General features: G+C 69.1%; 23 protein-coding genes, 1 tRNA gene and 1 pseudogene. 10 read left to right on the top strand and 15 right to left on the bottom strand.

All coding sequences use genetic code 11. The features are described 5' to 3' along the window. Positions 1-91: 91 nt before the first annotated feature. Positions 92-1,210 (top strand): substrate-binding domain-containing protein, encoded by a 1,119-nt coding sequence (locus tag M8J73_RS39180; RefSeq protein ID WP_055537401.1) that lies wholly within the window; start codon positions 92-94, stop codon positions 1,208-1,210. On the opposite strand, the gene M8J73_RS39175 is transcribed toward M8J73_RS39180, so the two are convergent. Next, entirely contained in the window at positions 1,167-1,643 is a 477-nt protein-coding gene (locus M8J73_RS39175) for a MarR family winged helix-turn-helix transcriptional regulator (protein ID WP_055537402.1), read from the bottom strand. The genes M8J73_RS39180 and M8J73_RS39175 overlap by 44 nt on opposite strands. Before the next feature lie 416 nt (positions 1,644-2,059). On the opposite strand from M8J73_RS39175, the gene urtA reads away from it, so the two are divergent. The 5 genes from urtA (at position 2,060) to urtE (ending at position 6,879) form a co-directional block, all read left to right on the top strand. Further along, entirely contained in the window at positions 2,060-3,310 is a 1,251-nt protein-coding gene (urtA, locus tag M8J73_RS39170) for an urea ABC transporter substrate-binding protein (RefSeq protein WP_055537403.1), read from the top strand. A gap of 95 nt (positions 3,311-3,405) precedes the next feature. Continuing rightward, positions 3,406-4,290, top strand: coding sequence for an urea ABC transporter permease subunit UrtB (urtB, locus tag M8J73_RS39165; RefSeq protein WP_055537433.1), 885 nt, complete (start codon positions 3,406-3,408; stop codon positions 4,288-4,290). Then, positions 4,287-5,411 (top strand): urea ABC transporter permease subunit UrtC, encoded by a 1,125-nt coding sequence (gene urtC / locus M8J73_RS39160; RefSeq protein ID WP_055537404.1) that lies wholly within the window; start codon positions 4,287-4,289, stop codon positions 5,409-5,411. Before urtB ends, urtC begins: the two co-directional genes overlap by 4 nt. Further along, entirely contained in the window at positions 5,408-6,181 is a 774-nt protein-coding gene (gene urtD / locus M8J73_RS39155) for an urea ABC transporter ATP-binding protein UrtD (RefSeq protein WP_055537405.1), read from the top strand. Before urtC ends, urtD begins: the two co-directional genes overlap by 4 nt. 5 nt (positions 6,182-6,186) lie before the next feature. Continuing rightward, positions 6,187-6,879, top strand: coding sequence for an urea ABC transporter ATP-binding subunit UrtE (gene urtE / locus M8J73_RS39150; RefSeq protein WP_055537406.1), 693 nt, complete (start codon positions 6,187-6,189; stop codon positions 6,877-6,879). A gap of 662 nt (positions 6,880-7,541) precedes the next feature. Here urtE and M8J73_RS39145 read toward each other — a convergent pair. Further along, a tRNA-Trp gene (locus M8J73_RS39145) sits at positions 7,542-7,616 on the bottom strand. 148 nt (positions 7,617-7,764) lie between these two features. Beyond that, on the bottom strand, positions 7,765-8,673 hold the full coding sequence (locus tag M8J73_RS39140; RefSeq protein ID WP_055537407.1) for an aminoglycoside phosphotransferase family protein: 909 nt from the start codon (positions 8,671-8,673) through the stop codon (positions 7,765-7,767). Positions 8,674-8,710: 37 nt separating this feature from the next. Here M8J73_RS39140 and M8J73_RS45685 point away from each other — a divergent pair. After that, positions 8,711-9,109 (top strand): annotated as a pseudogene (locus M8J73_RS45685) (DUF6879 family protein); the annotation flags it as partial. A 299-nt stretch (positions 9,110-9,408) separates the two neighbouring features. On the opposite strand, the gene M8J73_RS39130 reads toward M8J73_RS45685, so the two are convergent. Continuing rightward, positions 9,409-10,284 carry a LysR family transcriptional regulator gene (locus M8J73_RS39130; protein WP_055537434.1) on the bottom strand — a complete coding sequence of 292 codons (876 nt, stop codon included), beginning with the start codon at positions 10,282-10,284 and terminating at the stop codon, positions 9,409-9,411. Between the two features lie 122 nt (positions 10,285-10,406). Between M8J73_RS39130 and M8J73_RS39125 the strand changes: the two genes are divergently transcribed. Then, entirely contained in the window at positions 10,407-11,405 is a 999-nt protein-coding gene (locus M8J73_RS39125; protein ID WP_055537409.1) for an NADP-dependent oxidoreductase, read from the top strand. 526 nt (positions 11,406-11,931) lie between these two features. Here the strand turns inward: M8J73_RS39125 and M8J73_RS39120 are convergent. From M8J73_RS39120 to M8J73_RS39095, 6 genes are all read right to left on the bottom strand, one after another. Further along, positions 11,932-12,972, bottom strand: a complete 1,041-nt coding sequence (locus M8J73_RS39120; RefSeq protein WP_055537410.1) for an ABC transporter substrate-binding protein — start codon at positions 12,970-12,972, stop codon at positions 11,932-11,934. A gap of 33 nt (positions 12,973-13,005) precedes the next feature. Next, on the bottom strand, positions 13,006-13,905 hold the full coding sequence (locus tag M8J73_RS39115) for an ABC transporter ATP-binding protein (protein ID WP_107423917.1): 900 nt from the start codon (positions 13,903-13,905) through the stop codon (positions 13,006-13,008). Beyond that, on the bottom strand, positions 13,902-14,987 hold the full coding sequence (locus M8J73_RS39110; RefSeq protein ID WP_055537411.1) for a FecCD family ABC transporter permease: 1,086 nt from the start codon (positions 14,985-14,987) through the stop codon (positions 13,902-13,904). The genes M8J73_RS39115 and M8J73_RS39110 overlap by 4 nt, the downstream gene beginning before the upstream one ends. Beyond that, positions 14,984-15,988, bottom strand: coding sequence for a FecCD family ABC transporter permease (locus M8J73_RS39105; RefSeq protein WP_055537412.1), 1,005 nt, complete (start codon positions 15,986-15,988; stop codon positions 14,984-14,986). The genes M8J73_RS39110 and M8J73_RS39105 overlap by 4 nt, the downstream gene beginning before the upstream one ends. A gap of 438 nt (positions 15,989-16,426) precedes the next feature. Further along, entirely contained in the window at positions 16,427-16,663 is a 237-nt protein-coding gene (locus tag M8J73_RS39100) for a DeoR/GlpR family DNA-binding transcription regulator (protein ID WP_055537413.1), read from the bottom strand. Beyond that, positions 16,660-17,181: a hypothetical protein gene (locus M8J73_RS39095; protein ID WP_055537414.1), complete on the bottom strand. Its 522-nt coding sequence runs from the start codon at positions 17,179-17,181 to the stop codon at positions 16,660-16,662. The genes M8J73_RS39100 and M8J73_RS39095 overlap by 4 nt, the downstream gene beginning before the upstream one ends. An 889-nt stretch (positions 17,182-18,070) precedes the next feature. On the opposite strand from M8J73_RS39095, the gene M8J73_RS39090 reads away from it, so the two are divergent. Both M8J73_RS39090 and M8J73_RS39085 read left to right on the top strand, forming a co-directional pair. Next, positions 18,071-18,745: a response regulator transcription factor gene (locus tag M8J73_RS39090; protein WP_240501042.1), complete on the top strand. Its 675-nt coding sequence runs from the start codon at positions 18,071-18,073 to the stop codon at positions 18,743-18,745. A gap of 98 nt (positions 18,746-18,843) precedes the next feature. Further along, complete coding sequence (locus tag M8J73_RS39085) at positions 18,844-19,506, top strand: response regulator transcription factor (protein ID WP_055537415.1); 663 nt, start codon at positions 18,844-18,846, stop codon at positions 19,504-19,506. Between the two features lie 16 nt (positions 19,507-19,522). Here M8J73_RS39085 and M8J73_RS39080 read toward each other — a convergent pair whose 3' ends face one another. The 5 genes from M8J73_RS39080 to M8J73_RS39060 all read right to left on the bottom strand — a co-directional run. After that, positions 19,523-20,428: an alpha/beta hydrolase family protein gene (locus tag M8J73_RS39080; protein ID WP_055537416.1), complete on the bottom strand. Its 906-nt coding sequence runs from the start codon at positions 20,426-20,428 to the stop codon at positions 19,523-19,525. Positions 20,429-20,436: 8 nt separating this feature from the next. Continuing rightward, positions 20,437-21,663, bottom strand: coding sequence for an MFS transporter (locus M8J73_RS39075; protein WP_063799161.1), 1,227 nt, complete (start codon positions 21,661-21,663; stop codon positions 20,437-20,439). Beyond that, positions 21,663-21,863 (bottom strand): hypothetical protein, encoded by a 201-nt coding sequence (locus tag M8J73_RS39070; RefSeq protein WP_063799162.1) that lies wholly within the window; start codon positions 21,861-21,863, stop codon positions 21,663-21,665. The genes M8J73_RS39075 and M8J73_RS39070 overlap by 1 nt, the downstream gene beginning before the upstream one ends. A gap of 103 nt (positions 21,864-21,966) precedes the next feature. Beyond that, the gene (locus M8J73_RS39065; protein ID WP_055537417.1) at positions 21,967-22,551 is read right to left on the bottom strand and encodes an NADPH-dependent FMN reductase; all 585 of its coding nucleotides are present in this window, start codon (positions 22,549-22,551) and stop codon (positions 21,967-21,969) included. 90 nt (positions 22,552-22,641) lie between these two features. Continuing rightward, the coding region (locus tag M8J73_RS39060; RefSeq protein WP_283947442.1) for an acyl-CoA carboxylase subunit beta at positions 22,642-23,290 on the bottom strand (649 nt) is incomplete at its 5' end.

Here is a 23,290-nt window from a genome sequence, read left to right as displayed (position 1 = left end):
GCGAGTCGCGCCCCATCTCTGCATTTCTACGAATCGGTCTCGATCCGGGCCACCGCTTGGGCGCCGAGGGCGGTGCGGCAAAGATGGGCCCATGTACCCGCCGTCGCTCCGCCTCCACGCCCCCGAGTGGTTCACGGCCGACGAGTCAACCCTGAATGTGGCGTTCGTGTACCCGATGCAGGGGCCTGCCGGGATCTTCGGGCCCACCTGTGAGGCATGCGGACGGCTGGCCGCCGAGGAGATCAACAAGGCGGGCGGCGTGCTCGGCAAGGAGCTGCGGCTGCTCGAGGTCGACGGCGGCGCGGATCCCCAGCGGGTGGCGGACGAGGTCGAGGCCCTGGTGGCCACGGGCGCGGTGCAGGGCGTCAGCGGCTGGCACATCTCCTCGGTGCGGCAGGCCGTGGCTCCGCGGATCGCGCACCGGGTGCCGTACGTCTACACGGCCCTGTACGAAGGCGGCGAGAGCACCGAGGGCGTCTTCATGACCAGCGAGACCCCCGCCTGGCAGCTGCTGCCCGCCATGCGGCTGCTCGCCGAGGCGCGGGGCGTGCGCCGCTGGTTCGTCGTCGGCAACAACTACGTCTGGCCCCGGCGCACCGCCCAGGCCGCCCGCCGCTACGCCCGCGAGTGCCGGGGCCGCGTCTGCGGCGAGGCGTACCTCCCGCTGGGTACCGACGACTTCACCGACGTCCTGCGGCGCATCGAACGGACGGACGCCGACGGCGTGCTCATGCTCCTGGTGGGCAGCGACGCGGTCCGTTTCAACCGGGCCTTCGGTGCCGCCGGCCTCGACCAGCGCTGCCTGCGGCTGAGCACGCTCATGGACGAGAGCATGCTGCTGGCGAGCGGCCCCGAGGCAACCGCCGACCTCCACAGCACGGCCGGGTTCTTCGCCTCACTGGCCGACCAGAACACCATGGACTTCCACGGCCGGTACGCCGGTCGCTTCGGCGTGGACGCACCGGTGCCCGGCAGTCTCGGCGAGTCCTGCTACGAAGGCGTGCTGCTGCTCGCGGCGCTCATCGAACGGGCCCGCACCCTGGACGTCTCCGCCATCGGGGCGGCCGCCGAGCACGTCGCCTACGAAGGCCCGCGCGGCCTGCTGAGCCTGGAGGGACGGCACGTGCGCCAGCGCATCTACCTGGCGGAAGCGGACGGCCTCGACTTCAACGTGCTCGCCCAACTCCGCGCTCCGCACGAGCTGCTGTGACGGAGCCGTTGCCCTCCAGTGCTCCGGCCAGCTGATCGAGCAGGATCTTCAGCTGCTCCTCCTCGTCCTCCGCTAGCGGAGGCTCCACGTCGCCCCAGTCGACCCGGACCGCGCGGGACAGTCGCTGCCAGCGCTCTCGGCCCCGTGGGGTGAGCTGGGCCAGGACGCGGCGCCGGTCGGCGGGGTCGATGCGGCGGAAGACCAGGTTCTGGTCGACGAGTTGGTCGATCAGCTTCGTCAGGGTGGGTGCCGGCAGGAAGGCATGGTCGGCGAGGGCCGTCATGTTGTGCCCCTCGCCGTCGGAGAGCAGGTCGAGCACCCGCCACGCCTCGATGGAGCAGTCGAACTCGTCGAGCACGGACTGCACTCGGCGCACCGAGAGGCGCTCGGCCCGGGTCAGCAGGTGGAGCAGTTCATGGGGCCGCCTCGCCATTGCACTCCTCAGCTTGCGTCCGCAACCTCCCCGCGGCGGGGATGCTGTGAGCCTACCGTCGATCACCTCACTCTTGTCAGAGCATTCCCAGATCTAAACCTTTCTGCTGGAAGCAATAAATGTGGTCACTGAGATGCCGTCAGTCGTGAGTCACCAATGGCGGCTTCTCTCTTTCTTGACCCACATTGATACTTCCGCTGGAAACTGTTCTTCAATTGCGCCGAAACGCGTGTGAAACAGTTCCGCCGCAGGCTGTGGACGCACTTCAGCGACCAGCCCGGAGGCCACCCCGGAACGGCTGGGGGAGTCGCGCGCCAACGCCGCCGCCACTGAAGCGCGTCTGATCCACCTCTTTCCTTTCCTCCCCAGAGTCTTCCGCTCGCTTCACATCGCCCTTCGGGGCAAGGAGGTTTTGCATGTCCGGGCTCAACATCAGCAGGCGCGGTCTCCTGGCAGGCGTATCCGCCCTCGGCGCCTCGGCCGCCCTCAGCGCGTGCGGCGCCAAGACCGGCAGCGACACGTCCTCCGCCGGCGCGCAGGCGGACACCTCGGGCGACACCGTCAAGGTCGGTCTGCTGAACTCGCTCTCGGGCACCATGGCCATCAGCGAGGTGACCGTCCACAACGCGCTGCTGCTCGCGGTCAAGGAGATCAACGCCGCAGGCGGTGTGCTCGGCAAGAAGCTCAAGCCGATCAGCCAGGACGGAGCCTCCGACTGGCCCACCTTCGCCGAGAAGGCGCAGACACTGATCACGGACGACAAGGTCGTGGCCACGTTCGGCTGTTGGACCTCGGCCAGCCGCAAGGCCGTCAAGCCGGTCTTCGAGCGGAACAAGTCGCTGCTGTTCTACCCGGTGCAGTACGAGGGCCTTGAGCAGTCGCCGTACATCTTCTACGTCGGCGCGACCACCAACCAGCAGATCGTGCCCGCGCTGGACTACCTCAAGAAGCAGGGCCTGACGAAGCTCTACCTGGTCGGCAGCGACTACGTCTTTCCGCGCACCGCCAACAAGGAGATCACGGCGTACGCGAAGGCCAACGGCATGGAGGTGCTCGGCGAGGACTACGCGCCGCTGGGCTCCACGGAGTTCAGCACCATCGTCAACAAGGTCAAGGACTCCGGCGCGGACGCCGTGTTCAACACCCTCAACGGCGACAGCAACGTGGCCTTCTTCAAGGAGTACAAGTCCGCCGGGCTCACCGCGAAGAGCCTGCCGGTGCTGTCGGTCTCCATCGCAGAGGAGGAGGTCAAGAGCATCGGCACCCAGTACCTGGAAGGCCAACTGACGGCCTGGAACTACTACCAGACCACTCCGGGCGCCGCGAACGAGAAGTTCGTCAAGGCGTACCAGGCCGCCTACGGCAAGGACAAGCCGACGTCCGACCCGATGGAGGCCGCCTACATCTCCGTCTACCTGTGGAAGGCGATGGTCGAGAAGGCCGGCTCCTTCGACGTCGCCAAAGTGAAGGCCGCCTCCGACGGCATCACCTTCGACGCCCCCGAGGGCAAGGTCACCGTCGACGGTGCCACCCAGCACGTCCACAAGACGGCCCGCATCGGCAAGGTCCGCTCGGACGGCCTCATCGAGGAGGTCTGGAACTCGGGCAAGCCGGTCAAGCCGGACCCCTATCTGAAGGGCTACGACTGGGCCTCCGGCCTCTCCTGAGCCCAGTCCTCCACCGGTGGAACCCGGCCTCGTCGTGAGGCCGGGTCACGCCCATGGACAGCCCGCACCTCTCGTCCCGGACCCGGAGCCGCTTCATGACGGTCATCCTCAACCAGTCCTTCACCGGCGTCAGCATCGGCGCCGTCCTGCTGCTCATCGCGCTCGGCCTGACCCTGACCTTCGGGCAGATGGGCGTGATCAACATGGCGCACGGCGAGTTCATCATGGCCGGCGCCTACACCACCTACGTGCTGCAGAAGTCCATCAGCGGCGCCGGCCTCTCCCTGCTCGTCGCTCTGCCACTGGCCTTCCTCGTCGCCGGCGCCATGGGAGCGCTCCTGGAGTGGCTGCTCATCCGGCGCCTGTACACCCGGCCGCTGGACACCCTGCTGGTCACCTGGGGCGTCTCCCTGATGCTCCAGCAGCTCGCTCGTGACATCTTCGGCGCCCCCAACGTGCAGACCGCCGCCCCGGACCTGCTGACCGGCAACATCTCGGTCGCGGGTACCACCCTCGCCAACAACCGGCTGTTCATCCTCGGCCTCGCGCTCCTGTGCGTCCTCGGCCTCACGCTGATCCTGCGGCTCACCCCGCTCGGGCGCCGCATCAGGGCCGTCGTGCAGAACCGCGACCTCGCCGAGGTGTCGGGCATCGCCACCGAGCGGGTGGACCGTACGACGTTCTTCATCGGCTCGGGCCTGGCCGGTGTGGCCGGCGTCGCGCTCACCCTGGTCGGCCCGATCGGCCCGACGATGGGCACCAACTACATCGTCGACGCCTTCCTGGTCGTGGTCGTCGGCGGCATCGGCCGGCTCAAGGGCAGCATCATCACCGCCTTCGCGCTCGGCGTGCTGCAGTCGGTCCTGGAGTACTCGACCACCGTGAGCGTCGCGAAGGTCATCGTGCTCGTGGCGATCGTCGCCTTCCTCCAATGGCGACCCCAGGGCCTGTACACACTGCGCACCCGGAGCCTGGCATGACGACAACGACCTCCCCGGCCAAGACGACGACGTCCGTCGCGCAGCCGTCGGCGTCCCTTCTGGAACGCTTCCGCGTCCCGGGCGCCTTCTTCCTCGGCGCCGTCCTCCTCCTCGGCATCGCCCCGATCGTCCTGTCCGACTTCCGGCTCAACCTCCTGGCCAAGTACCTGTGCTACGCCATCGTGGCCGTAGGTGTGAGCCTCGCGTGGGGCCGCGGCGGACTGATGGTCCTCGGCCAGGGTGTCTTCTTCGGTCTCGGCGGCTACGCCATGGCCATGCACCTCAAGCTCGCCGACGCCGCGGCCACCGGCCAGACACTGCCCGACTTCATGCAGCTGTACGGCACAGGTGACGTCCTGCCCTGGTGGTGGAAGCCGTTCGCCAACCCGGCGTTCGCGCTCGCCATGACGGTGCTGCTGCCGATGGCGGTGGCCGCGCTGCTCGGCTTCTTCGTCTTCCGCCGCCGGGTGAAGGGCGCGTACTTCGCGATCCTCAGCCAGGCACTCGCCGCGGCCCTCGCGATCTGGCTGGTCGGCCAGCAGGCCACCACGGGCGGCACCAACGGCCTGACCGACATCCAGGGCTTCTTCGGCTACGACCTGAACGACCCGGTCAACCAGCGGACGGTGTACTTCATCATCGCCGCTGTGCTGCTCCTGCTCATGGCCGCCGCCCGCCAACTGTTCGTCAGCCGCTACGGCGAACTCCTCATCGCCGTACGGGACTCCGAGGAGCGGGTGCGCTTCCTCGGCTACAACCCGGCCAACGTCAAGCTCGTGGCGTACGTCGTCGCGGCCGGCATGGCGGGCCTGGCCGGCGCGCTCTTCGTCCCCGCCGTCGGCATCATCTCCCCGGCACTGATCGGGATCGTGCCGTCCATCGGCTTCGTCATCGGCGCGGCGGTCGGCGGTCGGGCCAGCCTGGTGGGCGCCGTACTCGGCGCGGTCGCGGTGGCCTGGACGCAGAGCACGCTCTCGGACGCCTACCCCGCCGCGTGGACGTACCTCCAGGGCCTGCTGTTCGTGGTGGCCGTCGGCTTCCTGCCCGGCGGTCTGGCCTCGCTGGTGACCGTTCTGCGCAAGCGACGTATCCCTACCCGTACGACTGGAGAGACCGCATGAGCGGCGAGGGACTGACCGTCCGCGACCTGCGGGTGACGTTCGACGGGTTCAAGGCCGTCGACGGCGTGGACCTGGACATCCGCCCCGGAGACCTGCGCTTTCTCATCGGCCCCAACGGTGCCGGCAAGACCACCCTGGTCGATGCGGTCACCGGACTGGTGAAGGCCACCGGGTCCGTGCGCTTCGGCGGCGAGGAACTCCTGGGCAAGCCCGTGCACCGCATCGCCCGCCTCGGGATCGGCCGTACCTTCCAGACGGCCACCGTCTTCGAAGAGCTGACCGTTCTGCAGAACCTCGACATCGCCGCCGGAGCCAGGCGCGGTCCGCTGACGATGCTGCGGCGCCGCAAGGGCGTCCCCGAGGCGGTGACGAAGGCACTGGAGACCACCGGCCTGACCGAGCTGCGGGACCGCCCGGCGGGCGTGCTCGCCCACGGCCAGAAGCAGTGGCTGGAGATCGGCATGCTGCTCGTCCAGGACGTGAAGCTGCTGCTGCTCGACGAGCCCGTCGCCGGCATGAGCCACGACGAACGCGAGGCCACCGGTGAACTCCTTCAGCGTGTGAGCGAGGACCACACGGTCGTCGTCATCGAGCACGACATGGACTTCATGCGCTCCTTCGCCCGCAGCGTCACCGTCCTGCACGCCGGCAAGGTGCTCAGCGAAGGCTCCGTCACCGAGGTCCAGGCCGACGCCAAGGTCCAGGAGGTCTACCTCGGGCGCGCCTCCGAACCCGAGCCCGCTGCCGTTCCCGTCGCCGAGGAGGCGTGACGCCCATGCTGGAGATCAACACCGTCCGGGCGGGCTACGACCGCACCACCGTGCTGCACGAAGTGACCGTCGCGGTACCGAAGGACGGCGTCGCGGCCGTGCTCGGCCACAACGGCGCAGGCAAGAGCACCCTTCTGCGTGCGGCCATGGGCCTGATCAAGCCGACCAACGGGACGATCCTGCTGGACGGAGAGGACATCACCCGCCTCGCTCCGCACCAGCGGGTCGCCCGCGGCATGGCCTACGTCCCCCAGGGTCAGCAGTCCTTCCCGCACCTGACCACCGCCGAGAACCTCCAACTCGTCGCCGACGGCCGCCCGGACGGCGACGAGGCCATCGCCGAGGCCCTGGACCTGTTCCCCGTCCTGCGCGAGCTGTCCGGCCGCCGCGCCGGCCTGCTCTCCGGCGGCCAGCGCCAGCAACTCGCCATCGCCCGCGCCCTGATCACCCGACCCAGGCTCCTCCTCCTCGACGAACCGACCGAGGGCATCCAGCCCTCCGTCGTCGCCGAGATCGAGGAGACGATCCTCGCCCTGACCCGGCGCGGCGGCCTGTCCGTCCTCCTCGTCGAACAGCACGTCGGCTTCGCCATGCGCGCCGCTCAGCAGTACTACGTACTGGAAGCCGGACGAGTCACCTCCTCGGGATCGGGAGGAGCGGAGTCCGAGCAGACCGTACGAGCAGCGCTCAGCGTGTGACGGACGGGCGGCAGGCGCCACCGAGCGCCTGGAGCAGGGCGCGCGGGCTCCGGCATTCAATTCGTCGCCGGAGCCCTTCAGGGGCCATCGTCAGCCGGTGCGTCCATGGCCTGGGCAAGACCAAGGCGTACGGCTGCGGGTTGCTGACGCTCGCCCGCTACTACGCCGGCGGCCGCGCACTGACCCGCTGCTCAGCCCTCGCCGAAGCCCAGGCACTGAAATGCGCCAAGTGCTCACCGTGCCCGCGGGGATGGTCCCGACATCCACCGCCTGGAGGCACACGGCTCCACCTGCTCCTCGCACCTGCGGGGACGGTTGGCGAGGGCCGGGCGCGGCCCAGGATGGCACGGCTGCCATCGGCTTCCGCTTCCGTCGCTGCCAGAGCGCTGAAACAGCTGGTCACGTCGGTAGCCGCCTGTACCGGGTTGCTCCCAGGGAGAGTTCCCTGGTCTCTGGACGCTTCCCGCCTGTCAGCGGGCCTGGGCGCCGACAACCCCACCCCGGCACCTTGGACATGCGCCTCTATAGCCGGGCGACCCGACTTCGGCTGAGTACAAGGCTGCGGGTGGTGCCTGGCGGTCCTGCAGGACATCGGCGCCTGCCCAGCCCGTCGGCTCATGAGTGAGCGGCCAGGTCCTCATGGATCTGGCCGCTCTGCTGTGCAGGGGCGGCAGGATTTGAACCTGCGGCGTGCGGGTTTGGAATCCGCTGCTCTGGCCGGGCTGAGCTACGCCCCTTCGGTGGTTGGAGCCTGGCACGGGGGCGGGTCTCTCTGCCACTGTATTTTCGAACCGTGCGCCGGCACGGGATCAAGTGCCGGGCGCAGAGGCCTGGTGAAGGTCGTCGGTACGCTGTGTGGCTCTTCTTCTCGGATCAGGGGGCCGCTCAACGCGCGGCGGCGTCGACGACGATTGCCTGAAGTCGTGTTCGGCACTCGTCGACGAAGGCGGGGAAGGTGTGCCAGTAGTAGGAGATGCCGCTGACGCCTACCGCGATGGCCCAGGCGCGGGCGCGGGCCCAGGTCGCATCGTCGAGGTTCAAGGCGTCCCAGTAGGCTTGTCGTGCTTGTGGCGGCAGGTCCCAGAGTGTGGAGTGCTCGGCGTCGGGAAAGCCGATCGAGAGTCCTCCGAAGTCGATGACTGCGTGGAGTTTGCCGTCCCGGGCCAGGAGGTTGGTTGGCTTGAGGTCACCGTGGAGCCACACGTGAGGTCCGGAGGGCTCGGGCAGCGTGAGCGCGTCTCGCCACAACTGTTCTAGAAGGTCAACGTTGAGCTGAGAGCTCACGGTGGTTCGGCAGTCGTCGAGACACGTGCTGATCCACTGGTCGCATGGCCCCAGGCTGCCGCCGCGGTACCAGCTGAGGTCAGCTGTGCGAGTTGCTCCCATGAGGTCAATGCCGTGGAGTTCCCGTACCACCGCCGCGAGGTCGGTTCCGAAGGCGGCCCAGTCGTGGACGGTGTCCGGGCCGACTTCCTCACCGTCGATCCAGCGGTAGACCGACCAGATCAGGGGGAAGGCATCGGTGGGCTTCCCCGTGTGGACGGGTTCGGGAATCCGGCATGGGAGGAAGGGCGCCAGGCGAGGAAGCCAGTCCTGCTCTTTCCGCACGGACTGTCCCGTGGCGGCGGTTCGCGGCAGTCGCACGAGCAGGTCTTCGCCCAGCCGATACATGGTGTTGTCCGTGCCCGCGCCGGCGGGCGACAACGGCAGGTCAGCCCACTCTGGCAGCTGTGCCTGAAGCAATGACCGGACTAACGTTTCGTCAACGGGGATCTCGTCCTGGTGAAGCGACACAGCGGCGATTTCACCGCAGGAGGGCGACTGTAAGCCAGTGACTTTCGGGCTCTGGCGCAGATCTTGCAGAGCAGAAGTGCTTGCAAACACCCGGGAGCTGCTCGCCAACTTCGGCCCCCAGGAGCCCGTCCACCCGCCGCCGGTACGCCTCCGGCGAGAGAGGGACACCTACGCGCAGTTCCTCGCCGAGGGCCGCGTCGACTTGGACTTCGACGACGAGTGGTGCCGGGGCCGGCGCGAGCAGTCCGCGCCCGGGAAGAGGTTCGAGCGGGTGTGTATCCTCGACGAGCCGCCGACGCCCGGCCAGTTGTACCTCCTCGACAACGCCCGCCGGAACGCCGCGGTGGGCGAACACATCCGCGTCCTCACCCGCGCCTGGGCGGACGAGCTGGGCCTGCCGCGCGAGGACTTCTGGCTGTTCGACTCCCACCTCGTCGGCCTGCTCCACTTCGACGACGCCGACGAGATCACCCAAGTGGTTTTTGATCACGAACCCCGTCGAGGTCCTCCGCTACGCACAGGTCCGCGAGGCCGCCTGGCACTTTGCCGTGCCGTACGACCAGGTAGAGCGGCAACTCCGCCATGTGACCACGGACTCGGCAACGGGCAGCCCGGTCGAAACTGCCGTGGTCGCGTCGTGCTCGCGCGCTGGGGCGAAGTCGACGCCGCGCTTGGGTTGTACCCCTCAGCTGGACGATGTTTGCCATCTCTGGTCATCGGCCGGCACGGTCCCGGTCAGGATAGCGGGGCGGTCAGGACGGCCTTGGCCGCCAGCCGAAGATTCCTGATCATCGGATTCGGGTCGCCCTTGCGGCTGACCAGGACGACCCTGCTGGGGGGAGCGCCCTCGATCGGGACGGTGACGAGGTCGGGACGCAGTGAGCTGCGCCGATCGCCGACCGGTAGCACGGCGATCGCCTCACCACTCGCGACGAGTTCGAGCTTGTCCTCGTAGCTCTCGATCGGCGGCACGCCGGCCCCGAGGATCCGGTAGGAAGTCCAGTCCGCGGTCTCGAACGCGCACGGCGCCGCCTCTTCGCCGGCCAGCTCTTCCGCGGTCACCGACGCACGGTCGGCCAAGGGATGACCGTGCGGGACCACGAGCATCCGGGGCTCCTCGTACAGCGGGGTGGTGACCACGTCCTCGGCGGCGAGCGGCAGCGGGACCCGCGCGATCAGGGCGTCGACACGCCTGTCGGACAGCGCCCCGACGTCGCGGCAGCTCAGATGCCGGGTACTGATCTCCGCGTCAGGCTGACGGCGGCGCAGTTCCCGTACGGCGGCAGTGATCACGAGGTCTTCGAGGTAGCCGATGGCGATTCGTTCGATCTGGGTTTGTTCGCGCACGGCCAGTTCGGCCCGGTGGGCGGCCTGCAGCAGGGCTTCGGCCTGGGGGAGGAACGTCTGGCCGGCCGGAGTGAGCCGGGTGCCCTGGGGAGTGCGGTCCAGGAGTCGTGTGCCGAGATACTTCTCGAGCCGTTGGATCTGGCGGCTGAGCGCCGGCTGGGCCACGTGCAGTTCGGCGGCGGCCCGGCCGAAGTGCTGGTGCGCCGCCACCACGGTGAAGTAGCGCACCAGCCGCAGTTCCAGGTCCTGTCCGAGATCGTTCACCCTTGCAGCGTACGTGTCATGCCGTTTCGGAATGACGAGGTTGCCGAACCGGTCTTGGACGGCCATGCCGTCCTGGATCTTGACTGAAGGAGCAACGTCTCCCCGAGAAAGCGACAGGCGCGATGAAGGCGATCCAGTTCCACGAAGCAGGTGGGCCGGAAGTTCTGCAGTACGACGAGGTGCCGGTCCCCGAGATCGGCCCGGGTGAGGTGCTGGTGCGGGTGCACGCCGTGGGCATCAACCCGCCGGACTGGTACCTGCGTGAGGGGATGAAAGTCATGCCGGCCGAGATGAGGCCGGTGCTGGAGTTTCCTCTGATCCCCGGCACGGACATGTCGGGCGTGGTCCAGGCGGTCGCTCCGGATGTGCGGGGGTTCGCCGTCGGTGACGAGGTCTTCGGCATGCTGCGGTTCCCCGGATTCGACGGCCGGACCTACGCCGAGTACGTGGCCGCGCCGGCTTCGGACCTGGCTCACAAGCCGGCCGGTATCGACCACGTGCAGGCGGCCGGGGCACCGATGGCCGTGCTGACGGCCTGGCAGTACCTGGTTGATCTCGGCCACGACGTGCCGTCTCCCTTCACTGGCCGGGTGCACCAGCCGGTGCCGATCACGCAAGGGATGACCGTGCTGGTCAACGGGGCCGCCGGTGGAGTGGGCCACTTCGCGGTGCAGTTGGCGAAATGGAAGGGGGCACACGTCATCGCGGTGGCCTCAAGCCGGCACGAGCAGTTCCTGCGCGAGCTCGGTGCCGACGAGTTCATCGACTACACCACTACGCAGGCCACGGACGTGGTCGGCGGCGTCGACCTGGTGATCGACACCGTCGGTGGCCCCGACAGCTCACGTTTCCTGACCGTGCTCAAGCGCGGCGGCACCATGCTTCCGGTGTTCTTCGCCCAGTACGACCCCGAAGAGACGGCGCGTCTGGGCATCACCGTCTCCAACATTCAGGTACGTTCCAACGGCCCCCAGCTCGCCGAGATCGGGCGCCTTTTCGACGAGGGCAAGCTCCAGGTCGGGGTGGACAGCACATATCCGCTGCCCGAGGCGGGCAGCGCACACACGCGGGCCACGCGGGGCCACATCCAAGGCAAGATCGTGCTGACGGTGGTCTCGTGATCACCGAACCCCAGCAGGCCGTGGCGCACTACGCCCTGCTCGACTTCATACGTGACCAGAACACGGCCCAGAGGGAGGGGGGTGGCACCACCTGGGCAACGTCGTACTCACGGTGACGGAGGCGATGATTGTCCAGTGCTGTCAACAACTGCCCCTACGGGTCAACCCGTTGAAGAGGTAGTGGCACTTCACTGGGCCCGGGTGGGCCGGGACAGGGTCGGTCCGCGGCAGCCGGTCCGGCGGCGCCGAGCCCACCACCCAAGGGCGGCCGCGCACGGACCCGGTCGCGAACAGGAACGGGGGGCGGTGCCGGTCAGCTCCGCCACGGCGGCGAGGCCGGTGCTCGGAGCGCCCGTGAGCGCCGCGGTGATGCGGTCGCCGGCCGGGTCCTGCGGGCTGCCTTGTCACGATCGGCGGTGATCTGCGCACCGTGCTGGCGAACCCCATGCGGTGAGTTCGAAGCCGTGCAGCGGAACTCGATCTTCTCCACTGAGAACACCCTGGCCCCGACGCCGTGCCTCGACCGCTACTCGGAGAGGTAGCTCTCCAGATCGCCGAGCACCTCGTCGGCGGCGGTCACCCCGAGGCCGAGGTACCACGTCTCGTCCGGGACGTCGTAGGCGTGGCCCGCCTTGACGGCGGAGAGGTTCTTCCACAGCGGGTTGCCCTGGGCCTTGGACTTGTCCGTGGCCTTCGGGTCGCCGTACACGCCGGTGAAGATGTAGTCCGCGTCGGCCTGGTCGATGTTCTCGGCGCTGATCTCGGCGGCGAGGTCCTCGATGTCCTGGTTCTTCGGGCGGGGCACGCCGACGTCCTTGAGGATGGTGCCGATGAACGAGGCGTTGGCGTACAGGCGGACGACGCCGTCCGGCATGTAACGGACCATCGAGACCGTCGGCTTGTCGGCGCCGAGCTTCTTGCCCAGCGCGTCGGCCTTCGCCTTGTACGACGCCAGTTCGTCCTTCGCCTCGGCCGTCCTGTCGAGGGCCGCCGCGTTGAGGAGGTAGTTCTCCTTCCAGGTGAAGCCGGGCCGGACGGAGAACACGGTCGGCGCGATCTTGGACAGCTCGTCGTACTTGTCCGCGGCGCGCAGTTGGCTGCCGAGGATCAGGTCGGGCTTCAGCGCGGCGATCGCCTCCAGGTTGAGGCTGTTGATGGTGCCTACGTTCTTCGGGCTGCCCGCGTCCTTCCTCAGGTACGACGGCAGTTCGGGGGAGCCCTCGGTGGGGGCGAGTCCGACGGGCTTGATGCCCAGCGAAACAACGTTGTCGAGCTCACCGACGTCGAGGACGACCACGCGTTTCGGCTGGGCCTCGATCTTCGTCTCACCCATGGCGTGCTCGACGGTGCGCGGCCATTCGCCGGCCTTGGCGTCGGTGCCCATCGCGGCTGTCTTCCTCGCAGCGTCCGCGAAGTCCTTGCCGCCCTTGGCAACGTCCTTCTTCCCGGCGGCCCCCTGGGAAGACCCGGCGCCCGACCCCTCGCCGCCGGAGGAACTCCCGCACGCGGTCAGGGTCAGCGCGGAGGCGAGGGCTGCGGCGGCGGTGCCGCGGCGGCGGAGGTACATGGGAGAGCTCCCGTCGTAGAACTTAGGTACGCCTTACTTTATGGGTTTCCTGTGGGCCGGGAGCCCGCGGGGTGTGTTCCTTCGGACACCGGGCGGGCCCGGCACCACGAGCGGACCACCCGTCACGGGGTCCGGTACGACGACCGAGGCGAGGCCGAAGACCTCCTGGACGAGGTCGGCCGTGACGGTGTCGGCGGGCGGGCCCTGCGCCACGACCCGGCCCGCCCGCATGGCGATCAGATGGTCGGCGTAGCGGGCGGCCTGGTTGAGGTCGTGCAGCACCGCGACCACCGTACGGCTGCGCTCCCTGTTCAACTGCCGTACGAGGTCCAGGACTTCGACCTGGTGTGCGATGTCGAGGTAGGTGGTCGGCTCGTCGAGCAGCAGCAGGTCGGTGTCCTGGGCGAGGGCCATGGCGATCCACACGCGCTGGCGCTGACCGCCGGACAATTCGTCGACCGGACGCTCGGCGAGGTCCGTGGTGCCCGTGCGTTCCATGGCGTGGGCGACGGCCGCCTCGTCGGAGTCGGACCACTGCCTCCACCACTTCTGGTGCGGCTGCCGTCCCCGCGAGACCAGGTCGGCGACCGTGATCCCCTCCGGCGGCATCGGCGTCTGCGGCAGCAGCCCGATCACCTGGGCGATCCGCCGGGTGGGTACGTGCGCCAGTTCGGCGCCGTCGAGCAGCACGGCGCCCCGACGCGGTTTCAGCAGCCGGCCGAGGGCCCGCAACAGCGTCGACTTGCCGCACGCGTTCGGCCCGACGATGACGGTGACCTTCCCGTCCGGCACCTCCAGGTCCAGATCCTCGACGACGGTACGGTCCTCGTAGGCGAGGGTGAGCCCGCGTGCGGCCAACCGGTTGCCTACGGGGACTTGAGCGGGAACGGCGTCCTGAACGGGCGAGAGTTCGGCGGGGCGTTCGTCGGTCACGCGGTTCCTCCGGAGCGGTTGCCGCGGGTGCGGACGATCAGCCACATCAGACAGGGGGCGCCCACGAGGGCGGTGAAGACGCCGACCGGCAGTTCCAGCGGCGAGAGGAGCTTGCGGGCCAGCACGTCCGCGACGACCACGATCAGCGCGCCCGTCAACGCGGAGCACACCAGCGGGGTCTGCGGGGTGCGGGTCAGGCGCCGGGCGATCTGCGGGGCGAGCAACGCCACGAAGTCGACCGGACCGGCGGCCCCGGTCGCGGCGGAGGCGAGGACGACACCCAGGACGCTCAGCCCCAGCCGTACCCGGCCGAGCCGGATGCCCAGCGCGGTGGCCGTGTCCTCGTCGAACGCCGCGCTCCGCTGCGCGCGGGCCGCCCACAGCAGGAACGGCACGAGCAGCAGCAGGACCGTGGCGAGCGGGGCCGCCTGGTCGTAGCCGCGGCCGTTGAGCGACCCGGTGAGCCACACCTTGGCCTGCTGGGCGACCAGATAGTCCCCCTTGGTGACCAGCAGCCGGGTCAGGGAGCCGAGCGCCACGGAGATGCCGATGCCGACGAGTACGAAACGGGAGGCGGAGAGCCCTCCCCGCCAGGCGAGCAGATAGACGAGGAGGGCGGCCAGCAGCCCGCCCACGACGGAGACGTACGGCAGGACGGCGTAGGAGGTGAGGCCGAACGTCATCGCGGCGACCGTCGCCGCGCCCGCGCCGTGTGTCACACCGATGACGTCGGGGCTGGCGAGCGCGTTGCGGGCCATGGTCTGGATCAGCGCCCCGGACAGCCCGAACGCGGCCCCCACCAGCAGCCCGGTCACCAGTCGCGGCAACCGCAGCGTGCCGACGACCAGTTCGTCCGGGCTCGGCAGCCCGAGCAGCACCCGCACGACCTCGGCGGGCGGGACGAACGCCTCCCCGACACACAACGACACCACCACAGCCGCCGCGAGGAGCACGGCCAGCACGACGGCCACGGCGAGCGCCCGCCGGTGCACCAGGAAACTGCTTCCTCGCCCGGCCCGCACGACAGCGTGCCCGGCGGGACGAACAGAGAGGGAAGCGCGTGGTTCATCGACGGACGTCATGCGGCCGCCACCGCCTTCCGCCGCACCAGCACGATCAGGAACGGCACGCCCGCGAGCGCGGTCATGACGGCCACCGGCACCTCGGAGGGCCGTACGACGATCCGGCCGAGGACGTCCGCGAGGAGCACCATGACGGGGCCGAGCAGCGCGGCCATGGGCAGCAGCAGGCGATGGCCGGGGCCGACGAGGGCGCGGGCGATGTGCGGTACGGCGAGGCCGACGAAGGCGATGGGGCCGGCTGCGGCGACGGCGGCGCCCGTGAGGACGGTCGCGCCCAGGGCGCCGGTGGCCCGCAGCAGAGCGACGTTGCGGCCGAGCCCGCGGGCGATGTCGTCGCCGAGCGCGAGCGCGTCCAGGCCGCGGGCCATGGCCAGCACCAGCAGCAGACCGGCGAGCAGGAACGGCCAGACCTGGCCGGCGACCGTCGCGTCCCGCCCACTGATCGAGCCGACGTCCCAGAAGCGGAACTCGTCCAGCGCCCGCGCGTTGGTGGTGAGGATCGCCGAGACGACGGAGGCGAGGAACGCGTTCATCGCCGCCCCGGCCAGCGCCAGCTTCACCGGCGACGCCCCTCCACGCCCGCCACTGGCGACGGTGTAGATGCAGACCGCCGCGACTCCGGCACCGGCGAAGGCGTACCAGACGTACCCGGTCAGTGTGTGCACGTGGAGGAAGGCGATGGCGCAGACGACGCCGAGCGAGGCGCCCTGGCTGATGCCGAGGATGCCGGGCTCGGCGATCGGGTTACGGGTGATGCCCTGCAGGACCGTGTCGGCGACGGCCAGCGCGATGCCGACGAGCACACCGATGACCGTGCGCGGCACCCGCAACGACCGGACGACCTGGGCGTCATCGGTCGTGCCGCCATGCGCCAGCGCGTCCCACACCGCCGACGGCGGGATCGTACGGCTGCCGACCGCGAGGCTCAGCAGCACGGCCAGCGACAACAGGAGAAGGGCGGCGGCCAATCGGCCGACACGGTGTCCTACGACTCCCGACATGCACCCTTCTCCATCACTTCCCGGCCCCTTAATCAGCTAAGGCTTACCTAAGAGTACGGTGTCGGAGAGAGGGGCCCGCCAGGGACCGCCCGGGCCGCCGGCGAGTCCGTGGCGCCGGCCGTCGTCGAGTTCCCGCGCCTAGGTCGGGCCGCGTGCCCCCCGATGCCGCCGCCGACGTCCAGTACGCGCGCGGGCGCCGCGGGCAGCAGCCGCCGCAGCACGTCCTGCGGGGACTTCGTCCGGGAACGGGAGCAGTCCCTCGGCTCAGCGGCCGGGCCGCAAGTGCCGTGTGGTGAGGGTGGCAGGCAACGGCGACGAGACCGTGCCCACCGGCCTCGTGGCGGGCCGACCACACGTCAGCTCCGGTCCTGCACTGCATGTCTACGCGAAATCTCGAAATGTGTACGCGAACAGCTCACGTGACCGCACCGGCCCTCTTCAATCCGGGCCGGAGTCGGCTGCGTCATCGACGGTCCTGGCCCGGCTCGGGGCTTCGTGGTGTCGGGTCTGTCGCAACCTGTACAACTCGTCGAGGTCGTACTCCGCGCGCTGTGCGGTGCCAAGACGGGTGATCTTTCCTCGACTGGCCCATTTCCGGATGGTCGCCGACGAGACCCCCATGGCCAGGGCCGCGAGTTCGGTCGGTACGGTGTGCTTGCCTTCCCCGGTGGTCACGGCCGGATCCCGGCAGACTGCCGTGGACCGGCGAGCAGCAGCCAGTCGTGCGGCGCGAAGGCATGCCCCTGGTCGCACACCACGCCTGAACCAGGCCGTCCCGGGGCGCTTTCGGTCGGACGCAGCACTGCGTACAGCGTTCCGGAGCAGCCTGGCTCCGGGCAGCCGCCCAACTCCCGGCGTGCCGACCTGGTCTCTTCGCGCACTGAGTGGCAGGAGCGCATCAGCGCGGTGACCTCCCGGTCGAAGTCCGGTCCCGCCGGATGCTCCGTCAGCCAGGAGAGGTGTCGGCCGAGGAATTCGGCCAGGCCCGGAACGCTGCGGTTCCGGGGCGCGGCGACTCCGCGCTCCTCGATGACCAGCCGGGCCCACGAGGTGAGCAGCTCGGTGATCCGCGACCGCAGGGCGAGCACGGACTCGTCGAGGGTGATACCCATCGGCCTGCTGCCGCTGACACGCTCCCGCAGCCCGTGCGCGGACGACGTCAGTTCGTGCTCGCTCTCGTGGTGGAAATTCACGACTTTGCGCAGAGCGACGCGCAGGCCCTCTGCTCGGAGGCAGCTTGGCGCATGGACGCTTTCGAGAGATGTGTTGAGGGATATGTGAAGAGTTGGAGGTAATTTCCTGGATGAGGGCACGATTGTTCTCCCTCCGGCCCCGGAGACATGTTCATGAATCACAAAAACGAATCGCGCTGCGGCCGGCAGGAAGATGGCTGTCGCACGGTGCAGGGATATCTGACGCTGATTTGGCAGACGTTTGATGGGCTGGGTGAGCGATCTACCTTGAAGTGCTCCTCAGGTGCAGAGCACGGAAGCGATTGCCTGGGTCAATTTTGATGAAGCCTCAAGGAGTTCGTCAAGCCCGGCAGGGAGAGGAAGATCACGAAGCGGTCATATATTGTCGTTTTGCGTTGCGGCTGTCGCTCGCCCCCGGCAATTGCCAGGCAACTCCCGTCACCCAGGGTGGTCGGGACGAGTGCGTGTTGACAGTGAGTGAGTGGGGTGTCACGCTTCTTCGGGCAGTCGACGTGTGCCCTTTTTCGGCCCGCGGTCAAGCGACACGTCTTCCGAGGCGTCTTCCGACACATCTTCTTCGATGTCGTCTCGGCGTCTCGGTTCACCGCGAAGGACTTCACCCTTCCCGCGCCGGTGTCCGCCGTGGAAGCCCTTGCTCCCGCGCCGTCAGGCGCCCCGTCACCTCTGGTGATCCGTTGCCCCCCGTCCGTAGTCGTTCCGTGGTCGTGCTCCGCTGCCCCCGGAGCGGAGCACTGATCGGTGGCGCCGCCGGTCAGGGGATCCGGCCGTACCGCTGCCGCCCGAAGCTGTCCCGAAAGGTCCTATGGGCGCGGGCGCGGGTCCCGCATCTGGCGAGACCGATGCCTGCCGCCGAGGGAGAGTGACCCCCTTGCACATACGTCTTGTGACGGCCGACGCCAGGATCGCGGCCCTCGAAGCCCCCTTGACCCGGAGCGGGTTCACCGTCGAGGTCGTCCGCGCCGGCGCGGAGGCCCTGCGTGATCTCGTCCGGGTCGACCTCGTCCTGCTCGATCTGGACATACCGGATCGTGACGGCCTGGACGTCTGCCGGGGCGTCAGGGAACTGAGCGATCTGCCCCTTGTGTGTGTCACCGTCCGCACCGAGGAACTCGACCGGGTCCTGGCCCTTCAGGCGGGCGCGGACGACTGCCTGGTCAGACCCTTTGGCCTGCATGAACTCACGGCACGCATCGAGGCTGTCACCCGTCGGCTCCACGGCTCGCTGACCGGACAGCCGCCGAAGATCATCGAAAGCGGTCCGCTGCGGATCGATCTGGAGTCACGGGAAGTGCGCCTCCATGGCCGGATTGTGTCGCTCACCCGGAAGGAATTCGACCTGCTCGCACTTCTCGCCTGCCGTCCTGATGAGGTGATACCGCGCCGGCAGATACTCCAGGAGGTGTGGCGCGACATTCAGCCAGGTACGGGCAGGACCCTGGACAGTCATGTGAGCAGTATTCGCCGAAAACTCGGTTCACGTGACTGGATCGTGGCAGTACGCGGCGCCGGATTCGTCCTTGGGCGAGGGCCCGGCAAGGAGTGACCTTCGTCGCATCATCCGTTGTTAACAGTGCGCATCGTTTGGCTCACTGCGGAAGGTGACATGAGTCGAATGTTGTCACTCCCCCTCGGAGGTTCGCCTTGGACGTTCTCCTTTTAGAAAGCGACGAGAAGCTTGCCGCCTGCCTCGTCCGCGGGCTCAGGAGGTGCGGTCACCGTGCGGTGGGTCTTTCCGCCGTCGAGGATGCCCTGCGCGTGTTGACGGAATTCGATCTCGTCCTGCTCGACCTCGACCTTCCCGACATGGACGGAGTGGAGGCCTGTCGGCGCATCAGAGCCGTCTCCGACATCCCGGTGATCGGGGCGTCGCGGCACCACTCCGAGTTCACCCGGACCCTCGTACTGCGGGCGGGAGCCGACGACTGCCTGGACAAGCCGTACGGTTTCCGGGAACTGACGGCCAGGATGGGCGCGGTGATGCGGCGGGTGAGGCTGCAGTCCTACCACACGAGAGGGATGTCGTTCGGTCCGCTGCGCATCGAACTCGACACGCGTGAGGTCGTGCTGGGCGACCGGTCCGTCCGGTTGACCGACAAGGAGTTCGACCTCCTCCGAACGCTCGCCTCGCGTCCCGGCGCTGTGGTGTCCCGCCAGGAACTCATGACGAAGGTCTGGGGGGACAGATGGAACAGCACCGGACGCACCATCGACACCCACGTCAGCAGTCTGCGCGGCAAGTTGGGCGGCGGTCGGTGGATCACCACCGTGCACGGCGTCGGCTTCCGCTTCGCCGCCGACGCCTGACCGGCGCGGTGCACGGCTAGCGCGGGGACTGTTCCCGACCGGACAGGCACTCCTCCAGGAAGGCGAGCGCTCGCAGGTGGTACGCCCGTGCCGCCCAGCCCAGGCTGATGTTGTGGCCGGCGCGGGGCAGACGGTCGACGACCACCCGGGGTGCGGTGAGAAGCCCCGTCATCTCTTCGAGCGTGGCCTCGTCGTGGAGCCACCACCGCTCGTACTCGGCATAGGTGAAGCGCACGGGTACCCGTACCCGGCCCGCGACACCGGGAAAGAGTTCGGGCCAGAGCGAGGCTTCTGCCTCCTCTCTCTCCGGCATGGGAGTGACGAGCCCTTCCGCCAGGCGGAAGGTGTTCGGCGGGTAGAGCCGCAGCGGTCCCCAGTGCAGCCGTGTCGTGCGACGGCCGTGGAAGCCGCCGAGGCCGTTGACGTCGATCGCGTACCGGTGGCCGACCCCCGACACGTCGAGGCCGAGGAGAGGACCGCCCGCCACCTCGCCGGGGTGGGCCGCGACAGCGAGGGCGGCCTTGCCACCGTAGGAGTGACCGACCAGGAAGAGCCCCGCCCCGGTGGCCTGACGGGCGGTGAAGTCCTCGAGGGCGGTGCTGAGCGTACCGGCCTGCTCGACCAGGCTCTCCCCCCGGGGAACCACGGTGGTCGAGAGCCCGTAGCCGGGACGGTCGACGGCCAGCACCGCGAACCCCAGGGACGCCCCGAGCTTGAGCAGGGACAGGCTCGGATGGGCCGCGCCATGGAAGTACGCGGCGCGCATGCCGCCCCCGTGGAGGGCGACGACGACCGCCCGGGGCGGCGCGTCGCGCGGCAGCGCCAGCAGGGCCGACAGCGGGCTGCGGCCGCCGTCCAGTACCACCTCCCGTACGTTCTCAATCGCCGAGGCAGGCAGGGAGTTGGCGCATTCGACGGGCATCGGTACTCCTACGGATGTCGCGTCCCGGCCGGATCGGTCCGGGAGAGCCGGTGCGCGCCGGCTGTGGAGGACGGGAGCGCCTCGCCGGCGTCGGGGAGCGGGAGGGGCAGGACCAGCACGGCCAGCAGGACGACGGCCGCCAGGCCCGCCGCCGCGAGCAATCCGTGGGCGAGCGAGGTGGCGGCGACCAAAGGGCCGAAGAACACCGGGGACAGGAACTGCCCGGAGAACGCGGCCGTACCCGACAACGCCGTGGCCTGCCCCTTCAGATGAGGCGGAGCCGTGCGGTTGATCAGCACGGTCATGGCGGGTACGGACATGCCCATGCCCAGGCCGAACAGCGCGGGCGCGGCCAGGAGCGCTGCCGGACGGCTGGCCGTCCCGGCGACCAGGAGCCCCAGCGTCCAGCAGGCCCCGGCGACGCGCAGGAACGCGGAGTACCCCAGATACACCCTGGCCCTGGCGTACGCCAACCCCGCCGCGCTCGCCGCCAGCGAACTGGCCGCGGTGTAAGGGGCGATGAGAGCCGGCTCGTCGATGCCCGCCTGGGCCAGCCGCTGCGGCAGGAACACGGAGAGCACATACAACAGGAGCGAGCTGGTGAACGAGATCGAGTACAGGCCCAGCAGCCGGGGCCGCAGGCGCAACAGGGTGAACGCGGTTCCGCCGCCCGCCGTCCGGGTGCCCGTGTCGGCGGGCAGCAGGAGCAGTACGCCGAGGGCGAGCGGAAGGCCGATCAGATGGATGGCGAAGGGGCCGTGCCAGGAGATCGTCCCGAGTGCCCCGCCCAGCAGAGGCCACAGGATGCCCCCGAGGCTGATGGCTGTGGAGCGTCGGCCCATCGCGCGCTCCCGCTCGGGCCCCTGATAGAGGGTCAGCAGGGCGAGCGTGGTGCCGGAGAAGACGGCCGCCGCGCCGGCCCCGAAGGCCAGTCGCGCGGCGAAGAGCACGCCGTAGGAGTCGATGAACAGACCCGAGCCGCCGGCCACGCCGTACAGCAGCAGTCCGGCGGCCAGGGGACGGCGGATGCCGTAACGGTCCAGCAGCCACCCGGCCAGCGGGCTGGCCACGGCGAGCGCCAGGCCGTGCGCCGTGAGCAGGAGCCCGGCCGCTGTGCCGCCCAACTGGAGCTCGCGGCGGATGAGGGGCAGAACGGGACTGAGGACCGTACCGGTCATGACGGTGAGGGTGGAGCCGGCCAGGAGGACGAGGAGAACGGAACGCCCTCGGGGCATCAGTCGATTCCCCGGACGATATGTGGTTCCGCCCCGTCGATCTCGTCCTCCCCGGCCGGCAGGAAGGCAACTGCCGACGCCACGGGAGCCGTCGGCGGCACGGGAGCCGTCGGCGCGACGGGTACGGAGTCCTCGGCGGACGGGACCGCGGCCTCCGAGGGCCGGCGCACGGGCTGATGCGTCGTCTGGTCGATGGTCATGGCAGATCTCCTTCGCTGGGCGTACGACGGTCGACGGGGGCGTACGGCGGCGGGTGTGCCCGGCGGCACCGGGCACACCCCACGGGGATCCGGCGAGCCGGGGTCAGCTTCCGTACGGAGTCCTCGACCGGGCCTCGGACAATGCCTTGCCCCACCAGGTGAGCTGATCCAGCAGAGTCTTGGCGGCGAGGGTCGCCGCCTCCGGCTCCTTGAGGGCGCCGGTCTCGTCGAACTGGCCCCAACAATTGTGGAAGCTCACCGAGTCGCGGACCGTCACCGCGTGCAACTCGGCGAAGACCTGACGCAGTTGCTCCACCGAGCGCAGACCGCCGGACAACCCGCCATAGGAGACGAAGCCGACGGGCTTGGCCTGCCACTGCGTGTTGTGCCAGTCGATCAGGGTCTTCAGCGAGGCGGGGAAGCTGTGGTTGTACTCGGGCGTCACCACGATGAACGCATCGGCCTCGGTCAGCCGTGGTGACACCTTCGCCAGTTCGGCGGCCACCTCCTCACTGGGGCCGGAGGACAGCGAGTGGGGCAGCGGATGCTCGGCGAGGTCCATCAGATCGACCTGCATATCCTCGCGTTCCTTGGCCAGCGAGGTGATCCAGTTGGCGACGGTGGGACCGAACCGGCCCTCCCGGACACTGCTGCTGATCACGATGATCCGCAAGGGGGTGGCGGACATGACGAGTCTCCTTACGAGAGTGAGGGCGTGCGTCGACTGAAGGCGTACGTCGACGAACGTAGAAGTTGAACCGAACTTCAAGTCAATTGCTCACTGCGGGGGGTTGCCGTGCTTGCGGGAGGGCAGGTCGGCGTGCTTGCCGCGCAGCATGGCCAGCGCTGCGGCCAGCACTTCGCGGGTGTCGCGAGGGTCGATGACGTCGTCGACCAGGCCGCGTTCGGCCGCGTAGTAGGGGTGCATGAGTTCGGCCTTGTACTCCTTGACCATGCGGGCCCGCATGGCGTCCGGGTCATCCGCTTCGGCGATCTGCCGGCGGAAGATGACGTTGGCCGCGCCTTCGGCGCCCATCACCGCGATCTCGTTGGTGGGCCACGCGTAGGTGAGGTCGGCGCCGATGGACTGGCTGTCCATGACGATGTAGGCACCTCCGTAGGCCTTGCGCAGGATCAGGGAGATCCTGGGCACGGTCGCGTTGCAGTAGGCGTAGAGCAGCTTCGCGCCGTGGCGGATGATTCCGCCGTGTTCCTGGTCGACGCCGGGGAGGAAGCCGGGGACGTCCAGGAAGGTGATGATCGGGATGTTGAAGGCGTCGCACATCTGCACGAAACGCGCGGCCTTCTCGCTGGCCTCGATGTCGAGGACGCCCGCGAGGGTCTGCGGCTGGTTGGCGACGATGCCGACCACCTGGCCGTCGAGCCGGCCGAGGGCGCAGATGATGTTGCGGGCCCAGCGCTCGTGG

This window comes from Streptomyces neyagawaensis (assembly GCF_023516595.1).
Lineage (GTDB): Bacteria > Actinomycetota > Actinomycetes > Streptomycetales > Streptomycetaceae > Streptomyces > Streptomyces neyagawaensis.
Note: the sequence above shows the minus strand (reverse complement) of the source record. Positions and strands in the feature narration are given on the sequence as shown.